Annotated in this window: 10 protein-coding genes and 1 tRNA gene; 1 reads left to right on the forward strand and 10 read right to left on the reverse strand. The window is 45.6% G+C overall.

Annotated elements, in window-relative coordinates:
• Positions 1-78 precede the first annotated feature (78 nt).
• Genes ACN0RF_RS02945 through rlmKL form a run of 4 tightly spaced genes read right to left on the reverse strand, consistent with a single transcriptional unit; the run spans position 79 to position 6,128 of the window.
• The gene (locus ACN0RF_RS02945) at positions 79-1,824 is read right to left on the reverse strand and encodes a DUF3466 family protein (protein WP_417438007.1); all 1,746 of its coding nucleotides are present in this window, start codon (positions 1,822-1,824) and stop codon (positions 79-81) included.
• 3 nt (positions 1,825-1,827) lie between these two features.
• Entirely contained in the window at positions 1,828-3,774 is a 1,947-nt protein-coding gene (locus tag ACN0RF_RS02950; protein WP_417438008.1) for an ATP-binding cassette domain-containing protein, read from the reverse strand.
• A complete protein-coding gene (locus ACN0RF_RS02955; protein WP_011234529.1) occupies positions 3,771-4,010 on the reverse strand; it encodes a glutaredoxin family protein in 240 nt (79 codons plus the stop codon). The genes ACN0RF_RS02950 and ACN0RF_RS02955 overlap by 4 nt, the downstream gene beginning before the upstream one ends.
• A gap of 3 nt (positions 4,011-4,013) precedes the next feature.
• Positions 4,014-6,128, reverse strand: a complete 2,115-nt coding sequence (gene rlmKL, locus ACN0RF_RS02960) for a bifunctional 23S rRNA (guanine(2069)-N(7))-methyltransferase RlmK/23S rRNA (guanine(2445)-N(2))-methyltransferase RlmL (protein WP_417438009.1) — start codon at positions 6,126-6,128, stop codon at positions 4,014-4,016.
• Positions 6,129-6,330: 202 nt separating this feature from the next.
• On the opposite strand from rlmKL, the gene ACN0RF_RS02965 reads away from it, so the two are divergent.
• Positions 6,331-6,407, forward strand: a tRNA-Met gene (locus tag ACN0RF_RS02965).
• A gap of 112 nt (positions 6,408-6,519) precedes the next feature.
• On the opposite strand, the gene ACN0RF_RS02970 is transcribed toward ACN0RF_RS02965, so the two are convergent.
• From ACN0RF_RS02970 to nhaC, 6 genes are all read right to left on the reverse strand, one after another.
• A complete protein-coding gene (locus ACN0RF_RS02970) occupies positions 6,520-7,074 on the reverse strand; it encodes a cell division protein ZapC domain-containing protein (RefSeq protein ID WP_417438010.1) in 555 nt (184 codons plus the stop codon).
• Positions 7,075-7,138: 64 nt separating this feature from the next.
• Positions 7,139-8,143 carry a quinone-dependent dihydroorotate dehydrogenase gene (pyrD, locus tag ACN0RF_RS02975; RefSeq protein WP_417438011.1) on the reverse strand — a complete coding sequence of 335 codons (1,005 nt, stop codon included), beginning with the start codon at positions 8,141-8,143 and terminating at the stop codon, positions 7,139-7,141.
• On the reverse strand, positions 8,143-12,990 hold the full coding sequence (locus tag ACN0RF_RS02980; protein WP_417438012.1) for an NAD-glutamate dehydrogenase: 4,848 nt from the start codon (positions 12,988-12,990) through the stop codon (positions 8,143-8,145). The genes pyrD and ACN0RF_RS02980 overlap by 1 nt, the downstream gene beginning before the upstream one ends.
• A gap of 196 nt (positions 12,991-13,186) precedes the next feature.
• Complete coding sequence (locus tag ACN0RF_RS02985) at positions 13,187-13,414, reverse strand: DUF2835 domain-containing protein (protein ID WP_034820865.1); 228 nt, start codon at positions 13,412-13,414, stop codon at positions 13,187-13,189.
• A gap of 23 nt (positions 13,415-13,437) precedes the next feature.
• Positions 13,438-16,029 (reverse strand): aminopeptidase N, encoded by a 2,592-nt coding sequence (pepN, locus tag ACN0RF_RS02990; RefSeq protein WP_417438013.1) that lies wholly within the window; start codon positions 16,027-16,029, stop codon positions 13,438-13,440.
• Positions 16,030-16,089: 60 nt separating this feature from the next.
• On the reverse strand, positions 16,090-17,544 hold the full coding sequence (gene nhaC / locus ACN0RF_RS02995) for a Na+/H+ antiporter NhaC (protein WP_417438014.1): 1,455 nt from the start codon (positions 17,542-17,544) through the stop codon (positions 16,090-16,092).
• Positions 17,545-17,548 lie beyond the last annotated feature (4 nt).

Raw genomic sequence — 17,548 nt, forward strand, 5'->3', positions numbered from 1 at the left:
TCAATTGTAAAAGCAGCACAGTATCCATTGACTTTTTTTAACGGATTGAAACTGTGCTACTTTTTATTTTAAGACCTATTATGATTTTTTGGTCTTAAGGAAGGTTCTTCTTCTTATTCCGGTAATAAGCAAACCTAAGGCGCCAAATCCAAGTAGCGAGCCAAGCCCGACAGCTGCGCCCTGACGCTCTACAGGTTCTTCATTGTCAGTACAGTTATTAAGTTCGCCTTCAATAGGATCGAGCTTTATATTGACAAGAATTTCACGAGTCTGAGTTTCCCCTTCTTCGTCTGTATACTCTTCAGTTTTAAGCGCCGTAGCAATAATCTCACCGTTTTCGGTAATATCATTGGCATCGACAATATTGTATTCGCTGTCACAGCTAATCGTATTGTTCAGGTTGATAATTTGTGGAGCTTCTGCACTCATATCGTAGTAAAAACCAGCACGGGCACGAACCTGAGAAAGTGTTGGGTCAACCTCTGCTGTCCCGACCATTTCGCCATTGTCATTGATACTGCGAACCACGGTCGACGCGCCATTAAAGAAGCTGTCTAAAATCGTCAGTTCACCCGCATCAACATCATAATAGAAGCCGTAGCTACGCAGAGTTCCTGCAGGACGTTTGGTCAAATGGCCTACAGCAATATTCGAGTCATTGATGTCTGTTGCTGAGCCCCACAAATAAATAGGGTCTTCAGTTACAGGCTGTGCCTCCTGGTTCTGGAAAATTGCAGGCATACGAATAGCGCCGCGATCAGGGTGATATGTCCAGCTTTGCCCTACCGCTATGTCATTGTTATTAATGGCATAAGCGTAGCTTGAAAAGTCATTTTCATCATCGCTTCTTCTTTCTACCAAAGTTGGTAATTCAACTTGGCTAATGACTTCGCCACTGGCGTCAAACTGCCATAACTTTCCGCGAATGTCATAGATAGAACGTCCTGCATTGTAACCTGAACGCGGACGGCTATAGCGATAACGGCTGTTATTAAAGGCCGCGATATTCGACGCATCGGCGTTCTGTAAGCCTCTCCAGATGCCCCATACACAAACCTCCAGGGGCTGTGATTCACTGGCAACTTCAGGGTCTTCGCAACTCTCTTCAATTCGAGTAACGGCAGCAGGACTTAAAGCAACGCTTTCATAACCGGCAGCGAGCCCGCTGTCGTTGATATCAAAAATGGCACTTTCACCACCCAGGTAATCCTGAGCTTCTGGTTCAACGACACTGGATTCGCCGTTGTTATACCACATTCCGCGACTTAAAAAGTCAGATACAAAGTACTCTGCAGTCTCAGTTTCATCGTCAGAGTTGGTATATTCATGTTCAATAAGCTCAAACGGTGCACTGGTTACGCCAACCGCTGTATTGGAGTTATTGATTGAGTACAAGAAGCTATCGACGCTATTCGCGAGTTGATCCGCAGTTGCTGATACCGCGTTAACTTCACTGCTAGTCCCGTTATAAATAAAAGCCTGGTTCAATCCAATACGCTGAGTCTGAAGGCTACTATTTGCATAGTTTCCCAGATTTTCTACAATTGCCTGATACTGAGCAATGGTCAGTTCTTCATCTTCTTCGGGATCAAAACCTATCTGCGCGAGTAGTCGCGAAGGAACTTTAGAAAAATCAATTTCCACATTTTCGGGGAAACGTGCAACACCAACAATTTGCCCACTCGCGTTAATACTTTGCGGGATACTGCTTCGGTAATTATTCAAAGTTTCAATTGTTTCAATATTATAAGTGTCTGCTGCAGATGCAAAAGAGACTGTTGAAACAATTGCTACGGTAAGTGACTTCAACGTAAATGATTTCATTAACTAACTACTCTGTTCTGATAAGTTTTCCAGTTCTTCCCAGCGCTCCAGATCCTGCATCAACTGCCCTTCAATTTCGGCAATTTGAGTCATTACAGGTTCGGTTTTTTCTAATGGCTGTTCGAAGAACCCCGGTTCATTCATTAACTGTTGTAATTCTTCAAGTTTTGCTTCTTTTTCTGCAATAACCTTGGGTAACTGCTCTAGTTCGCGTTGCAATTTATAGGATAACTTCTTCCGCGGTTTGTCTGAACCTTTGTCTGCGGTTTTTCCTTTATTTTGCGAACTTTTGTTGCTGTCAGACTCTTTAGCTGCCGCTTTGGTTCCGTTGCTATGAAATGAATTTTCCGCTTTTGCCGCTAAATAGTGGTTTAGCTCGGTAAAACCACCTATAATTTCCGTAATAACGCCCTCACCTTCAAAGTACAGCACACTGGTCGCCGTATTATCGACAAATTCCCTGTCGTGACTGACCAACAGAACCGTGCCCTGATAATTCGCGACTATTTGTTCAAGTAATTCTAAGGTTTCAATATCGAGATCGTTGGTTGGCTCATCGAGTACCAGAATATTACTGGGCTTAAGTAATATTTTTGCTAGCAACGCCCGGTTCCTTTCCCCACCGGAAAGTGCCCGAACCGGGGTTCGTGACTGTTTAGGTGAAAACAGAAAGTCCTGCAAGTAACTTAAAATATGGCGGCTACGGCCCTGAAACTCTATGTCCTGCTTGCCGTCACCAACGTTGTCCATAACGGTTTGCTCAGGGTCAAGCTGCGCCCGGTGTTGATCAAAGTAAGCGACTTCCAGATTAGTGCCCAGCTGAACCTTACCGCTGTCTACTTCCTGCATACCGAGAATAACTTTAATCAGTGTACTCTTACCGCAACCATTAGGCCCGACAAAGGCCACTTTGTCGCCGCGCATCAACAAGAGATCGAGGTCATTAATAATAGTCTTGTCACCAAAGCGCAAAGCCATATTTTCGCCTTCAAACACCTTTTTACCGGAACGTGATGACTCGTTCACTGCCAGATTTGCCTTACCCTGAAGCTCGCGTCTTTGCTGACGTTGCTTCCGCAAGTCCTGAAGCGCACGAACCCGTCCTTCGTTACGAGTGCGGCGCGCTTTAACGCCCTGGCGTATCCATGTTTCTTCAGCTGCCAGCTTTTTATCAAACTCAGCGTTGTGGCTTGCTTCAACTTCCAGTGCTTCCTGCTTTTTCTGCAGGTACGTATCGTAGCTGCCCGGGTAACTGGTTAAATGTCCGCGGTCTAAATCAATAATTCGTGTGGCCAAACGGCGGATGAATGCCCTGTCGTGACTAATAAATAACACGGCGCCGGAAAAGTTAACGATTTGCTCTTCCAGCCAACGCACCATTTCAATATCCAAGTGGTTGGTCGGTTCATCTAACAGTAAAATGTCCGGATCAACCACCAAGGCACGAGCCAGCGCCACGCGACGCAACCAACCACCGGAAAGTGCTGCCATGGTTTCATCTGCGGGTAATTGCAGCTGAGTTAAAACCTGCTCTATGCGCGTATTCACTTGCCAGCCGTTAATAGCATCCAGTTGATTCTGCAGCTTGTCCATTTCATCAAGCGTTGCACTGCTGGGCGAGTCGGTAAGACTGGCAGACAGTTCATGGTAACGAGCCAGCGCTTTGCCCGATTCAGCAAGAGCTTCTGCTACGTAGTCAAATACTCTCTGCTCGGACTGCTGAGGTGGGTCTTGCGGCAAACGGGTCACTTTAGTATCGCCCACCCACTGTATTTGGCCTGAATCTAAGACCACTTCGTTATCTATGGCTTTTAAGAAAGTCGACTTACCTGCACCGTTTCGGCCGACTAAGCAAACTCTTTCACCGGCTTCAATGGTGAAATCAACACCGTCTAAAATGGCATCAGCGCCAAAGGCCAGGTGTGCATCCTGTACACGTAATAAACTCATTGCTCTACAAACTCCAGCAATTGATTAGCATCGAAAGGCCAACGCAGCTCGGCGTCGTCTTTTCCCCGAATAAATACTGGTACTAACCAGCCATACTCTTCTTGCAGCTCCTGCTGTTCGGCAATGTCGACTACTCCAAGTTCAACCGGCTCTTCCAGGTCAAGCGAGTGCAGTAGCTGAATAGCCTGAGTACAAAGCGGACAGTTTGGTTTCGTAAGCAAATAAAACGCAGACATTAATTAAGCCCGTGAAATAATATAATAATGATGAATACCTTTATGGCGTTTGAAGTCCTCGGGTATTGAGGCTTGAGTCTGATCATTCACCTCAAGGCCAGCTTTATCCAGGCCTTCGGTGTCGATGCGGAATTTCTTTCTATTGTTAGAGAACAGAATCACGCCATCCTCTTTCAGCATGCCCGTGGCGGTTTTTATCAGGCCAACGTGGTCACGCTGTATGTCTAAAGTTCCGCTCATCCGTTTTGAGTTACTAAAAGTTGGCGGATCAAGAAAAATAACGTCAAACAGTTGCTTGCCACGTTGTTCCCGCATCCAGCTAAAGCAGTCAGCCTGAATAAACTGGTAGTCGCCTCGTAAGCGGTTTAAGGCAAAGTTACGCTCGCCCCACTTCAGGTAAGTTTTCGACATATCGACGGAAACCACGCGTGCGGCTCCGGCTCTGGCGGCCTGTACAGATGCGGTGCAGGTATAGGCGAATAAATTCAGTACATCCAATTCTTCGCACTTATCCAGTAGCTCTTTACGCACCAATCTGTGGTCCATAAATAAGCCGGTATCAAGGTAATCGGTTAAGTTTACTTCAAACTTGGCGCCGTACTCATTAACCGTTAACACCGTGCTGTCCTGCGATTGTCTTTCGTACTGCTGTTTACCGCTTTGGCGCTGGCGACGTTTCAAAATAATTTTGTCTTCAGATACAGGCAAGGCTGAACTCAAGGACTCGAGCATGAACCACAAGCGGTCATTAGCCACTCCTTCCGGGATGTCTTTCGGCGCTGCATATTCCTGAACAACTACGTAATCCTGATAAATATCGATAGCCGCGTTGTACTCAGGAATGTCGGCATCATAAACACGCCAGCAATCCAGTCCTTCCTTCTCTGCCCATTTACTTAATTTCGCGTAATTCTTTTTAACTCTATTAACCAGGTCATCAGCTTGACTCTCTGCGAAGTCAGGTTGCTCTTTAGTTAAGTCGTAAAGCGCCAGATTAACCGGAATTGCGCCGTTTAACAGCGGGTATTTCTTATTACTACGCAGTTTCAGACGTTTCAGTAACTGCTCGTCTCCTGCCAGTACCGCTATGTGCCAATTGTGGAAAGTGTCTTTTAGTTGACGGCCAAAACGGCGGTACAACAGTAAGGTTTCAACGGCTTCACCCAGACGTTCACCGTAGGGAGGATTACAGACTAACAGGCCCCTTTCCGCCGGTGCTTCGCAGTTTGTTGCATCCGCAACTTCAAACTCTATCACTTCATGCAATAGTACACGCTTGGCGTTATCTTTGGCTTTAGCGACCAAATGAGGGTTGTTGTCAGAGCCTTTTAACTGGCCTTTAAAGTTCTTCTTACCCTCTTTAAAGCGCTGCTCAGCCTGCTCTAGCACGTCGTGCCATAATTGCGGCGAATGTTCATGCCAAAACAAGAAGCCCCAATGCGCGCGGCTCAAGCCTGGTGCGTGGTCCATTGCCATCATGGCGGCTTCAATGACTAAGGTACCCGAGCCACAAAAGGGGTCAAAAATAACGGGCGCGTCTTTTTCTAATTCGTTTTTGATACCGGCACGGACTAATATAGCGGCAGCTAAGGTTTCCCGCAGCGGTGCTTCGCCCTGCTGCAAGCGATATCCTCTTTTGTGCATACCATCACCGGTAAAGTCTAAAGACCAGGTGAGCTTGTCTTTATGCACCCGCACGGCAATACGAATGTCCGGATCCTGCTTATCGATACTGGGGCGTTCAAATCCGCTATTACGAAAGTTATCGACAATACAGTCTTTTACTAACTGTGCGCCAAACTGGGTATGGCGGATGTCGTCATTACCGCCGGAAAAATCAACCACAAAGGTTCTGTTCGCATCGAAAACCTTGCTCCACGAGAATTGAGTCAATGCCAGTTTAATCTCATCCAGGCTGGAAACTTCCTTTTCACCCAGTTGTAATAGCATACGGCTTGCTAACCTGGACCACATAGCCACGGTATAAGCCTGCTGCAAATCAGCTTCGATATAGCAGCCTGCAAGGGTTTGCTTAACATGACTTAAATTGAACTCTTGCAACTCATCAAACAAAAGCCCTTCAAGACCTTTGGAGCACGCAATAAAAAAACGATACATAGAAACTTCGCCTAAAAAATTAAGGGGACAATTATAACGGAGAGCTAAGTGGCTGTCTGTAATTCCAGCTGAAATAAGGGAATTACAAAGAGAATGACTAATAAAACAGCAGTTAAACCGTATTTGTATAAATACTATGCGGTTGGTTTAAATAAAGCTTGCGCGGCACGAATTATGACTATACTATGCGCTCTCAATCGGACGCGGGGTGGAGCAGTCTGGTAGCTCGTCGGGCTCATAACCCGAAGGTCGTAGGTTCAAATCCTGCCCCCGCAACCAACGTCCGGAATTAGAATTCAGTAATACCTTCCTGCTAAATACTCTTTTTTTGAATAAATTCCCAAGTAAGCCTGAAAATAGACTTAAGACGCAAACTTTATATTTAAAGTCACTACGCCAGCTGTTGTCCCCAGTTAGACTGAGCCGACAAAGCTAAGTCAACGGTTGCCGGTAACAAGCGGTTTAAGGTGACTTTAATGACATGATACTGACGCAGAGATTTAATCGCAGAAAGCTGCATGCCCTCACTTAATAGCAAGCAAGTCGCAAATTCATCATCTGTATCAAGAATTAAGAACAGCCCCTGATCAAAACCTGAGTTCAATTCGCATAAACGCCGCTCTACCGGCCATTCGCTAATATCAGATTTTTGAAAATGCCAACTCTGCGGCATTTGGGGACGACCAAAACGACACCAGGCAGTTGCATTAAGAGCTGCATTTTGCGGTGTGCAAGGCATTTTATCAGCTGGGTAAGCCTCTAATGTTTCACTAACGGTTTGGAAGGTTGTCGCGTCTTCAATATCCATCATTTGTTCATTAAAATGAATATTGACTAGCTGACTCGGTTTGTAAGGCGTATCAAATACCTCGGTATCACTTAGCTTAACGCTAAGCTTGCCGCTTTCTGCATTGAATAACCATAACCAATGGGATTCCGATTCCACGATGTTAGCCTTTATTATTAGAAGAATTTAAGCTTTGCGATAAGATACTAAAGTCACTTAACCATTACAAGTGACTAACAATTGAGCGAATTAGCCCTGGGCCTTGATAGATAAACCCAGTATAAACTTGCACCAGGCTCGCTCCAGCCTTGAGTTTGGCCTGCGCTGACTCAACTGAATCAATCCCCCCAACGCCTATAATCGGTATTTTTCTTTGCAAAGTTTTACACAATAGCTCTATCACTCGAGTACTTTTATCCTGCAGCGGCTTGCCACTTAGGCCCCCTGCTTCACCGGCCTGACTGCTTTTCAGTCCGTCACGCGACAAAGTTGTGTTGGTTGCTATTACGCCATCCATTTCATTCTTTAATAGCGACTGCGCCATAACTTCCACTTCATGATCTTCAAGATCCGGAGCTATTTTAACCACCAACGGCACATAGCGATCATGCTCTTTTGCCAAAGCTAGCTGAGCCGTTTTAAGGCTGGACAATAAGCCATCAAGACTAGAGCCGTGCTGAAGGTTTCTTAAACCCGGAGTATTAGGAGATGAAATGTTTATCGTTACGTAGTCTGCATAAGGATAAACCTTATTCAGACACGCAAGATAGTCATCAATGGCCTGTTCTTCCGGTGTGTTTTTGTTTTTACCGATATTAATGCCTAACACGCCTTTATAGGAAGACGCTTTGACATTGTTAACAAGCGCATCAACCCCATGGTTATTAAAACCCATGCGATTAATAATTGCTTCGTCTTCGGTCAAGCGGAATAAACGAGGTTTATCATTACCCGGCTGAGCTACAGGTGTCACTGTACCAACTTCGATAAAACCAAAACCCATTTGAGAAAATGCATCTATGCACTCGGCGTTTTTATCAAGGCCAGCAGCTAGACCCACCGGGTTAGGGAAATCAATTCCCATAACCCGAACCGGTTTGCTGGCTACGTTTTGCTTCCAAAACAGCGACAACGGTGTGCGATGCCATTTACGCAGGATCCCGAGCATTAACTCGTGCGTTTTCTCAGGATCCTGACGGAACAACCATGGTTTTATAAGGTTGTACATTAACTGATCACTTTAGGTGCGCAGTTGTGACTCAATAGCATAAGCTCGCGCAAAGCAACCGAGAACTTAGCAAACTCGTGGCTCTTCGTTGTACGGAAGTCTGATAGCATTTGCTGCCAACGAGATAACAGCACTTCGTTTTGCTCTATCCACTCGCTGATCATCTTCTCTGGGTCACTGACGTCTGGTGTTGAACGCAGTACAACTTGAGTTAATGAACGTTGCTGCCAGTCAAGCTCTTCACGGAATGCCGCTCTTGCAAGGGCTTGCCAGTGATTCGCCACAGGTTGGTTATTAATTTGTATTAAGAACCAATGTAGGTTTATTTCCGCACCTAAGCGGAAGTAAAGCGTACCCACCGTCTTGAATGACTGTCCCGTTTCATTAGCAACTTCAGCAAGATCCATGGCAGAAAATACCGTGCTCAGGCTTGCAACTTGTTTTGCCAACTTGGCCGGGAAGCCGTGTTCTTTGTACTTCTCAATCGTTTCTTCAATGACTTTAGCTTCATCTTCAACCATATACTTAAGGCTGTTCTCGCGTAAGTCATCAAATGCACCCATGTAGAAATCTAAGTGCTCCTGAATACCACTCAGAGCTGGGTTGCGGTGACGCAGGAACCAGCGAGTTGCGCGGCGAACCATACGGCGAAGCTGGAATAAAACTTCATTCTGAACTTCGGCAGGCACTTTATTATTCAGCGCTTCAATTTGTTCCCACAGCTCTTCAACTTTAAAACACTCGCGGGCTACCACATAGGCAGAAGCTATTTCAGCAACAGTTGATCCGGTTGCTTCCTGCTTGCGGAAAACAAAGTTTGGTCCCATATCGTTGACAATATTATTGGCAAGCTTAGTTGCAATAATCTGGCCTTTCAGCGGATGAGATACCATGCTGTCAGCAAAACGCTCACGTAAGGCCTCAGGGAAAGAGTCAAAAAGTTCACGCATGTGGTACGGGTCTTCCGTAATTTCATCCGTTATCAACTGCTCTTTCAGGACCATCTTTCCGTAAGCCGTAATAATGGACAGCTCCGGACGCGTTAAGCCCTGGTTCGTTGCCTGACGCTCAACTAATTCATCATCATCAGGTAAAAACTCAAGCTGACGATTCAACGAATGCTCGCGCTCAAGGTGATGAATAAACCGCGTGTATTCTTTAACTTGATCGGTGCCACGCAATGCAGTTACCGAAATTGACTGTGTTTGTCTGTTACAGTCATCCAGAACAATCTTCGCGACATCGTCGGTCATATCGTAAAGCAGTTTATCGCGTTGCTTCTTCGTCAGATCACCGCTGTTAACTAAACCATTCAATAAGATTTTGATGTTAACTTCATTATCTGAGCAGTCCACGCCACCCACGTTATCGACAAAGTCGGTGTTAACTCGCCCACCGTTTTGCGCAAATTCAATACGGCCTAACTGGGTAAAGCCTAAGTTGCCGCCCTCACCGATGATTTTGGCGTTCAGGTCTCGGCCGTTAACACGCAAGGCATCGTTAGCACGGTCACCGACATCGCTGTCGGTTTCGGCTTTGCCTTTAACGTAAGTACCGATACCGCCATTCCAGATAAGATCAACTTCCATAGTTAAGCAGGCTTTGATCAAATCATTCGGTGTCATTGATTTTTTCTGAGTACCCAGCATTTTCTTAATTTCAGGCGTTAGCTCAATAGCCTTAGCACTTCTGTTGAAGATGCCACCACCTTTTGAAATCAATTCGCGGTTGTAATCATCCCAGCTTGAACGCGGCATTTTGAATAAACGGTCACGCTCTTCCCAGGATTTCGCAGCGTCTGGCTCCGGGTCAATAAAAATATGCAGGTGGTTAAATGCCGCTTGTAAGCGCGTATGCTTGGATAGCAACATGCCGTTACCAAAGACATCGCCACCCATGTCACCAATGGCAACACAGGTAAAGTCTGTGGTTTGGCAATCAATACCCATTTCACGGAAATGGCGTTTAACTGATTCCCAGGCACCGCGAGCGGTAATGCCCATTTTCTTATGGTCATAGCCAACTGAGCCGCCTGATGCAAAGGCATCACCCAGCCAGAAGTTATATTCAGCTGAAATGCCGTTAGCGATATCAGAGAAAGTTGCAGTACCCTTATCTGCGGCAACAACCAGGTACGGGTCGTCTTCGTCGCGGCGAACAACGCTTTGCGGCGGAACAATTTCGCCTTCGACGATGTTATCGGTAATGTCCAGTAACGCACGGATAAAGGTTTTATAGCACTCTTTACCCTCGGCCATCATACCTTCTCTGTCTTCCGGTAAGGCTTTACATATAAAGCCACCTTTTGCACCCACAGGTACAATAACGGTGTTCTTCACTTGCTGAGCTTTTACCAGGCCAAGCACTTCGGTACGGAAGTCTTCACGACGGTCTGACCAGCGCAGGCCACCACGGGCCACTTTACCGCCGCGAAGATGCACACCTTCGACTTTCGGCGAGTAAACAAAAATTTCAAACTTAGGTAACGGCAACGGCATTTCCGGTACCAGCTCAGGCAAAAACTTAACCGAAATATAAGGTTTGTCGTTGCCCTGATCATCTTTCTGGAAGAAGTTGGTACGCAAAGCCGCATCAATCAGTTCGACATAGCGACGAATAATACGGTCGTCGTCTAGGTTGGCTACGTTATCCAGCTCGGTATTAATGCGGGTATGAAGTGCTTCGAGCTTTTTCTCAACACCTTTTGTACCCGGTTCAAACTTGCTGTAAAACATTTTCACAACCAGCTTGGCCAGCAGAGGATATTTACTGAATGTACTCTCAATATAGCTTTGGCTGAATGTGGTACCAATTTGGCGCATGTATTTCGCAAACATACGCAAAATAGTTGCCTGACGGCCGTTCATGCCGGCGCCTAGTACCAGGCGGTTAAAGCCATCGTCTTCTAACTTACCGTTCCAGACTAACGCAAAGGCTTCCTGGAAGGTTTCACGACTCTCTTCCAGATTCAACGAGCCTGCCGTGTGAAGCATGTGAAAATCAAGAACCCAGTACACATCACCGTCGCCTGTTTTAATCTGGTAAGGGCTTTCGCCAATAACTCGTAACCCGAAATTTTCGAGCATCGGCAGTACGTCCGACAGATGAATCGGTTCGTCTTTATGGAACAGCTTCAAATGCAGATGTTTACTGTCGTCTTTTTCTTCCTGAGCACGGTATAACACCATACCCAGCTTATGCTCGTCGTTTAACGATTCCAGTTGTTTTATGTCTGAAATTGCTACCGACGGTAAAACGTCTTCTTTATACGCACGGGGAAATGCCGTAGCGTATCGCTTGTTTAAACGGGTGGCATTTGCTTCGCCGAAAGTAGACTGCAAAATACGTTCGAAGTTGTCTTCCCACGTGCGGGCCGCTTCAATTAAGTTCTGTTCTAATTCTTTCACGTTCACATCCTGATGGTCTTCGCTCAAACGCACGGTATAATGTGTTCTAGCTAACGAAGACTCTGAAAAATAGGTGGTAAAGTCGACGTCGTATTCGGTTTTCAATGTACGCGCCAACACACTTTGAGTCCGTTGACGTAACAAGGTGTTGTAGCGCTCTTTTGGCACATAAACCATGCACGACATAAAGCGGCCGAAAATATCACGACGCAGAAAAGCGCGGGTCATGTCACGCTCTTGCATTTGCAACACGCCCAGACCGACAGTTAGCAAGTCATCTTCTTCTGCCTGCACAATTTCGTCACGAGGATAAGTCTCTAAAATATTTAACAGTGCTTTAGCTGCGTGAGACTGCGGAGCAAAGCCTGACATGTCTAATACGCGAGATATTTTCTCACTCACCAACGGGATATCACGTGCACTGTTGTTATAGAAGTTTGCCGAATACAAACCAATAAAACGGTCTTCGCCTATGACTTCACCTTCTTCATTAAAGCGTTTAACGCCGATGTAGTCTGAGTATGCCGGACGATGAACCCGTGATTTTGAGTTGGTTTTGGTCAACAACAAAAGACGTTCATTGTGCGTTATTTCGCGCGCATCTTCCGGTAAGCTGGAAACCAGACGTCCTTTCTCACTAACTGAGTTTTTCATTAACCCCAGACTGGAGTCTTTAACCTGTTTAAGTTCGTAATCGCCTTTCACCGGAGTCAGCTCATAGGAACGGTAACCGGTTAACGTGAAGTTATCGTTGGCCAACCACTGCAAAAACTGCTTAATTTCTTTCTTTTCTTTTTTTGAACCCGGATAAAACTCTTTATCCAGTTGTTCTGAGACCGCCTGCAAACGTTGACGCATAGCCTGCCAGTCTTCAACCGCAAGACTGATTTCTTCCATTACCGAAACCAACTCACTTTTTAATCTTTTTATTTCTTCTTTGCTGGTTTGGCGGTCTATTTCAATAAGGAAAACCGTGTCGACATAGTTATCATCGCTACGAGTACCCGGTTTCTGTAATTCAGTAACCTGACTATTTTTGTCCCGCTTATGACTCAATGGCATATGCAGTAATAAATGCGATGTAATGCCCAGACGAGCCAGTGCCATCCGCACTGAATCGACCATAAATGGCATATCATTCTGAATAATTTCAATAATGGTATGAGGAGATTCCCAGCCATCTGTAGGAACCTCAGGGTTATAAACTTTTATGAGTGCTTTATCACCGGGTTTATACTCATTAAAGCTGTGCCATAAACCCAAAACCGCACCGTACATATCACTATCGTGGCGGTTCGTTAAATCATCACTGGCAATATTGCGATATAAGCGCTTGGCAAAATCTGCTACTAAGTGCGCTTGAGAGGCGGGAACTTTTTTATTTATCAATTCAACGACTTTTTCCAGTAAAACCGGAGATTGACTATCGACCAACGACATAATTGCAGAGTCCTTGAGGTTGTTGGTGAAACGTCGTAGGCAAGCCCAAATGCGGCCCACGGCCAGAGAATATATGATTGATGTTATTGTCGAACATTTACGCGAGGGTTTCAACGCTTATTCGCGTTAAAAACAGGTGTTTAGACCAGATATGGCAAGTAAAATAATATAACTATTTAGTTTAAATGAATGGACTCTAATTCAGTCGTTTTAATCCCACAAACTTTTGCTGCTCATCAACTTGTAAAAGGAAGCGTCCACGCACTCCCTGGTTATCGATAAAAGGGATTAGACGACCCGCGGGCAATGCTACCCGCGTGCCGTTAACGGTCGTTACTACAACTTGTTGATAACCCTGACTGTAATAAACATCACAAAACTCCTGATAGCTCATACTTAGGTTAAAAACATACTCAATAATCACCGTTGCTTAATACCTTTAAATAATTATTCAGTTAGACAACTTTCTATCTTTTCAAATAAGTCACTGGCAAGGTTTGGCAATTGACGTAAAGATTCAAGCTGGTTGCGCATTAATTGCTGGCGATTCTCATCATACCGGCGCCAACTGACAAAAGCAGAAAGCAGTCTTGAGGCAACCTGAGGGTTGCTGGTATTTAACTGTTGAATAACTGAACCTATCAGTTCATACCCTGCTCCGTCAGCTTTGTGAAACTGCGGTTGATTTTGGGTAAACGCGGCAAGCAGTGAATACACCCGGTTTGGGTTTTTTAACGAGAAATCCGGGTGCGTCATTAAATCTTTAACTCGCTCCACCGTTGCGTCGTTATTAGCTAGTGCCTGAGTACTGAACCACTTGTCCATTACCAGTTTTTCGCCGCGCCATTGCTGCTCAAACTTATTGAGTAAAGACTCGGCTGCGGAATGATTAGCCCACACTCCGGCCTGCATTGCACCCAGTTGATCAGTCAGGTTATCGGCCTGGTCAAACTGTTCTGTCAACTTATCGGTCGCTGCGTCGCCTAATTCGGCTAAGTAGCTTAAACAAACCTGTTTCAGTTGCCGTTTGGCTATTTCATCACCCACTAACTGGTAGGCTTTTTCTGACTTACAGGCACTCAGAAGCTGGCTGAAATCATTCTCCAGCGCAACTGCCAGTTGTGTTTTTAGTGACTTCAACAGGGTATTAATTGCTTCTACCGGAATGGTTTCATAATTATCAGCAATCGTTGAGGCTGAAGGCAGTGTTAAGGCCAGAGCTTTTAGTGCCGGATCTGTATTGGCCTGAAGCAAGTTCCTGCATGCATCAATCGTTTGTGCTGATAATTCGATAGCGGAATCATCATTAATTCCCTTTTCTATCATTCGGGTAAACAACGACTGTGCCGCATCCCAACGACTAAAGTCATCTTTGCTATGAGCCAGCAATACCCGCAATTCGTCATCGCTTATGGTGCGTTTTACTTTAACTGGCGCAGAGAAATTATCGAATAAAGATAAAATGGGTTTCTCCGGAACATTATCAAAGGTAAAAGTCGATTCATTCTCTTTTAAGTGCAATAAATTATTATCACTTAATGACAGTTCTGCGCCCTGCTCGCTATAGGCTGACCATTTAACCGGAATATGGAAAGGTGCCTTTTGCTCTTGTCCGGGAGTAGACGCTGTTTCCTGTTTGAGCACCAGGGTCAGTTGTTTCGCGTCTTTATCGTAAGACTGCTCCGCTGTAACAACAGGCGTTCCTGCCTGCGAGTACCAATGACGGAACCGACTGAAGTCTTCGCCGTTTGCATCTTCCATAGCCTGAACGAAATCTTCACAGGTTACAGCCTTACCATCGTGACGCTCAAAATAAAGCTTCATACCTTTCTGAAAACCGGATTCTCCCAATAAGGTGTGGATCATCCGAATAACTTCAGCGCCTTTGTTGTAGACCGTAACCGTATAAAAGTTATTCATTTGAACCACTTTATCCGGTCGAATCGGATGCGCCATCGGCCCTGCATCTTCAGCGAACTGGTGGCTGCGAATAACGCGGACATCCTGAATGCGGTTGACGGCTCTGGAGCCAAGGTCTGAGCTGAACTCCTGATCGCGGAAAACAGTCAGCCCTTCTTTTAAACTCAATTGGAACCAGTCGCGACACGTCACCCGATTGCCAGTCCAGTTGTGGAAATATTCGTGTCCGATAACGGATTCGACGTTGAGAAAGTCCTGATCGGTTGCCGTCGCGGGATTAGCCAAAACGTACTTCGCATTGAAAACGTTCAGGCCTTTGTTTTCCATGGCGCCCATATTGAAGAAATCGACGGCTACAATCATATAAATATCCAGATCGTAGACCAGGTCAAAACGCTCCTCGTCCCACTTCATCGCATTCTTAAGCGACAACATGGCATGATCAGCTCTGTCCAGGTTACCTTTATCAACAAAGAGTTCTAAATCGACGGTACGCCCTTCCCGGGTAGTAAATTCGTCACGTAATACATCGAAATTACCCGCGACAAGAGCAAACAGATAGCAAGGCTTAGGAAACGGGTCCTGCCAGGTTGCCATATGCTTTCCGTTATCAAGATCCTGCTGCTTTATGCGGTTACCATTTGATAATAAGTATGGAAACTCTGCTTTATCGGCAATAATTGTGGTTGTAAATTTTGCCAGAACATCAGGCCGATCGGGGTAATAAGTGATGCGTCGGAAGCCTTCTGCTTCGCACTGCGTACAGAAGGTGTTTTCAGCCAGGTACAGGCCTTCAAGCGCCTCATTAGCCGTCGGGTTAACGCTATTTTCAATTTCAAGGGTAAACGCCTTGAGCGAAGTATTAAGTGAAAGGCTGTGCTCATTGCATTCATATGAATCCTCAGCAACGTCTTCACCATCGACTTTTAAGCTCAGTAAGGTGAGTTGTTCCCCGTCGAGTACCAAAGGCTTTGTAAGATCGCCTTGCCGTACAACTTTTAAGACGCTCGTTACCCGAGTTTCTGTTGGATGAAGATTAAAAGTTAAATCGACATCCGTTATTGTGAATTCAGGTTCCTGATAATCTTTACGATATTTAGCCTTTGGTAATTGTGTCATAGCTTCCTTCTGTATTTAGTTCTCTTAAGTCGCTCTCTTGCGTACGGCTATTCGCTCTAATTAGGCTTCAGCCGTTTTGTCTTTTGGGTTCAAATACAAGATAGTCCAGCCGGTATAAGCGAGAATTATGGCAATTAGCGGTGTCAGGTAATTAAAGAACGCATAAATACCATACTCGAACGGACTTACGGCAAGTACTGAAAACATATAAGCTCCGCATGTATTCCAGGGAATAAGAGCCGATGTGATGGTACCACTATCTTCCAGAGTACGGGAAAGCACTCTGGGATCCAGATTGCGACGCTCATATTCTTCTTTGAACATGCGCCCTGGCAATACAATTGCCATATATTGGTCTGCGGTTAGTACGTTCGCACCAAAACAGGTAAAAATGGTCCCGGTAACCAGCGAACCGACACTCTTAGCTGACTTCAGCATGCCGCGGATAAAGCGTTCCAGCAGGCCAACTTTTTCCATAATGGCGCCAAAGGTCATGGCACTTAAAATGAGCCATACGGTATTTAACATTGACGACATACCACCGCCGCTTAACAAGGAATCAAGATTGGCACTGCCTGTACTCACCGATACGCCATCTGATAAGGCTAACCAAACTACTTTTAAGGCCGCAACCCAGCCCTGTTCTCCGGCTATTTGACTGACCATTTCAGGTTGGAAAATTAGCGCCCACACGCCACCGAGCAAGGCTCCGAAAAATACCGTGGGTAGCGCTGGTTTGCGGGTTGCTGCCAAGTATAGCAACACCGCCAGAGGAACCAACATCTCCCAGCCAACGTTAAAGGTTGCGCTTAGTTGTTCCTGCATCAGTTCCAGGCGCTGTAAACTAACGTTGGTATCAGTGTTAAGACCAAGAATTAAGAACAAGGCTATCGAGATAGCAAAAGCAGGTCCTGCGGTATACCCCATATAACGGATGTGAGCGAACAGTTCTGTTCCTGCGACGGCTGGTGCCAAGTTGGTTGTATCAGACAAAGGTGACATTTTATCACCAAAGTACGCTCCCGAAACTATTGCACCAGCAGCGATACCTGGCTCTAAGCCCATACCGGAAGCTACTCCCATTAATGCTACACCAATGGTCGCTGCGGTTGTCCAGGAACTTCCGATAGATAGCGCTACTACACCACAAATAATACAACTTGCCGCATAGAATAAGCTTGGGTTTAGCAGTTCCAGACCAAAGTAAATTAATGTTGGAACGGTACCTGACAACAACCAGGTACCGATTAGCGAACCGACGGCAAGAATAATTAACATTGCGCCCAGGGCGACAGAAATCCCCTCGGTTATGCCCTCTTCTATTTGTTCCCAGCTAAAGCCGTTTTTGAAACCTATAATGACAGCAATACCGGCCGCCACTAACAAGGCTATCTGGTTGGGTCCATAAGAAGAGTCTTCGCCAAACAAATAAACCGACGAAGACAACATTCCGATTAGCGCAAGTAAAGGAATCAGCGCCTGTAATAAACTGGGTGCTTTTGTTTTATGACTCATTAAT

It is taken from the genome of Idiomarina sp. (genome assembly GCF_048260185.1).
Classification (GTDB): Bacteria; Pseudomonadota; Gammaproteobacteria; order Enterobacterales; family Alteromonadaceae; genus Idiomarina.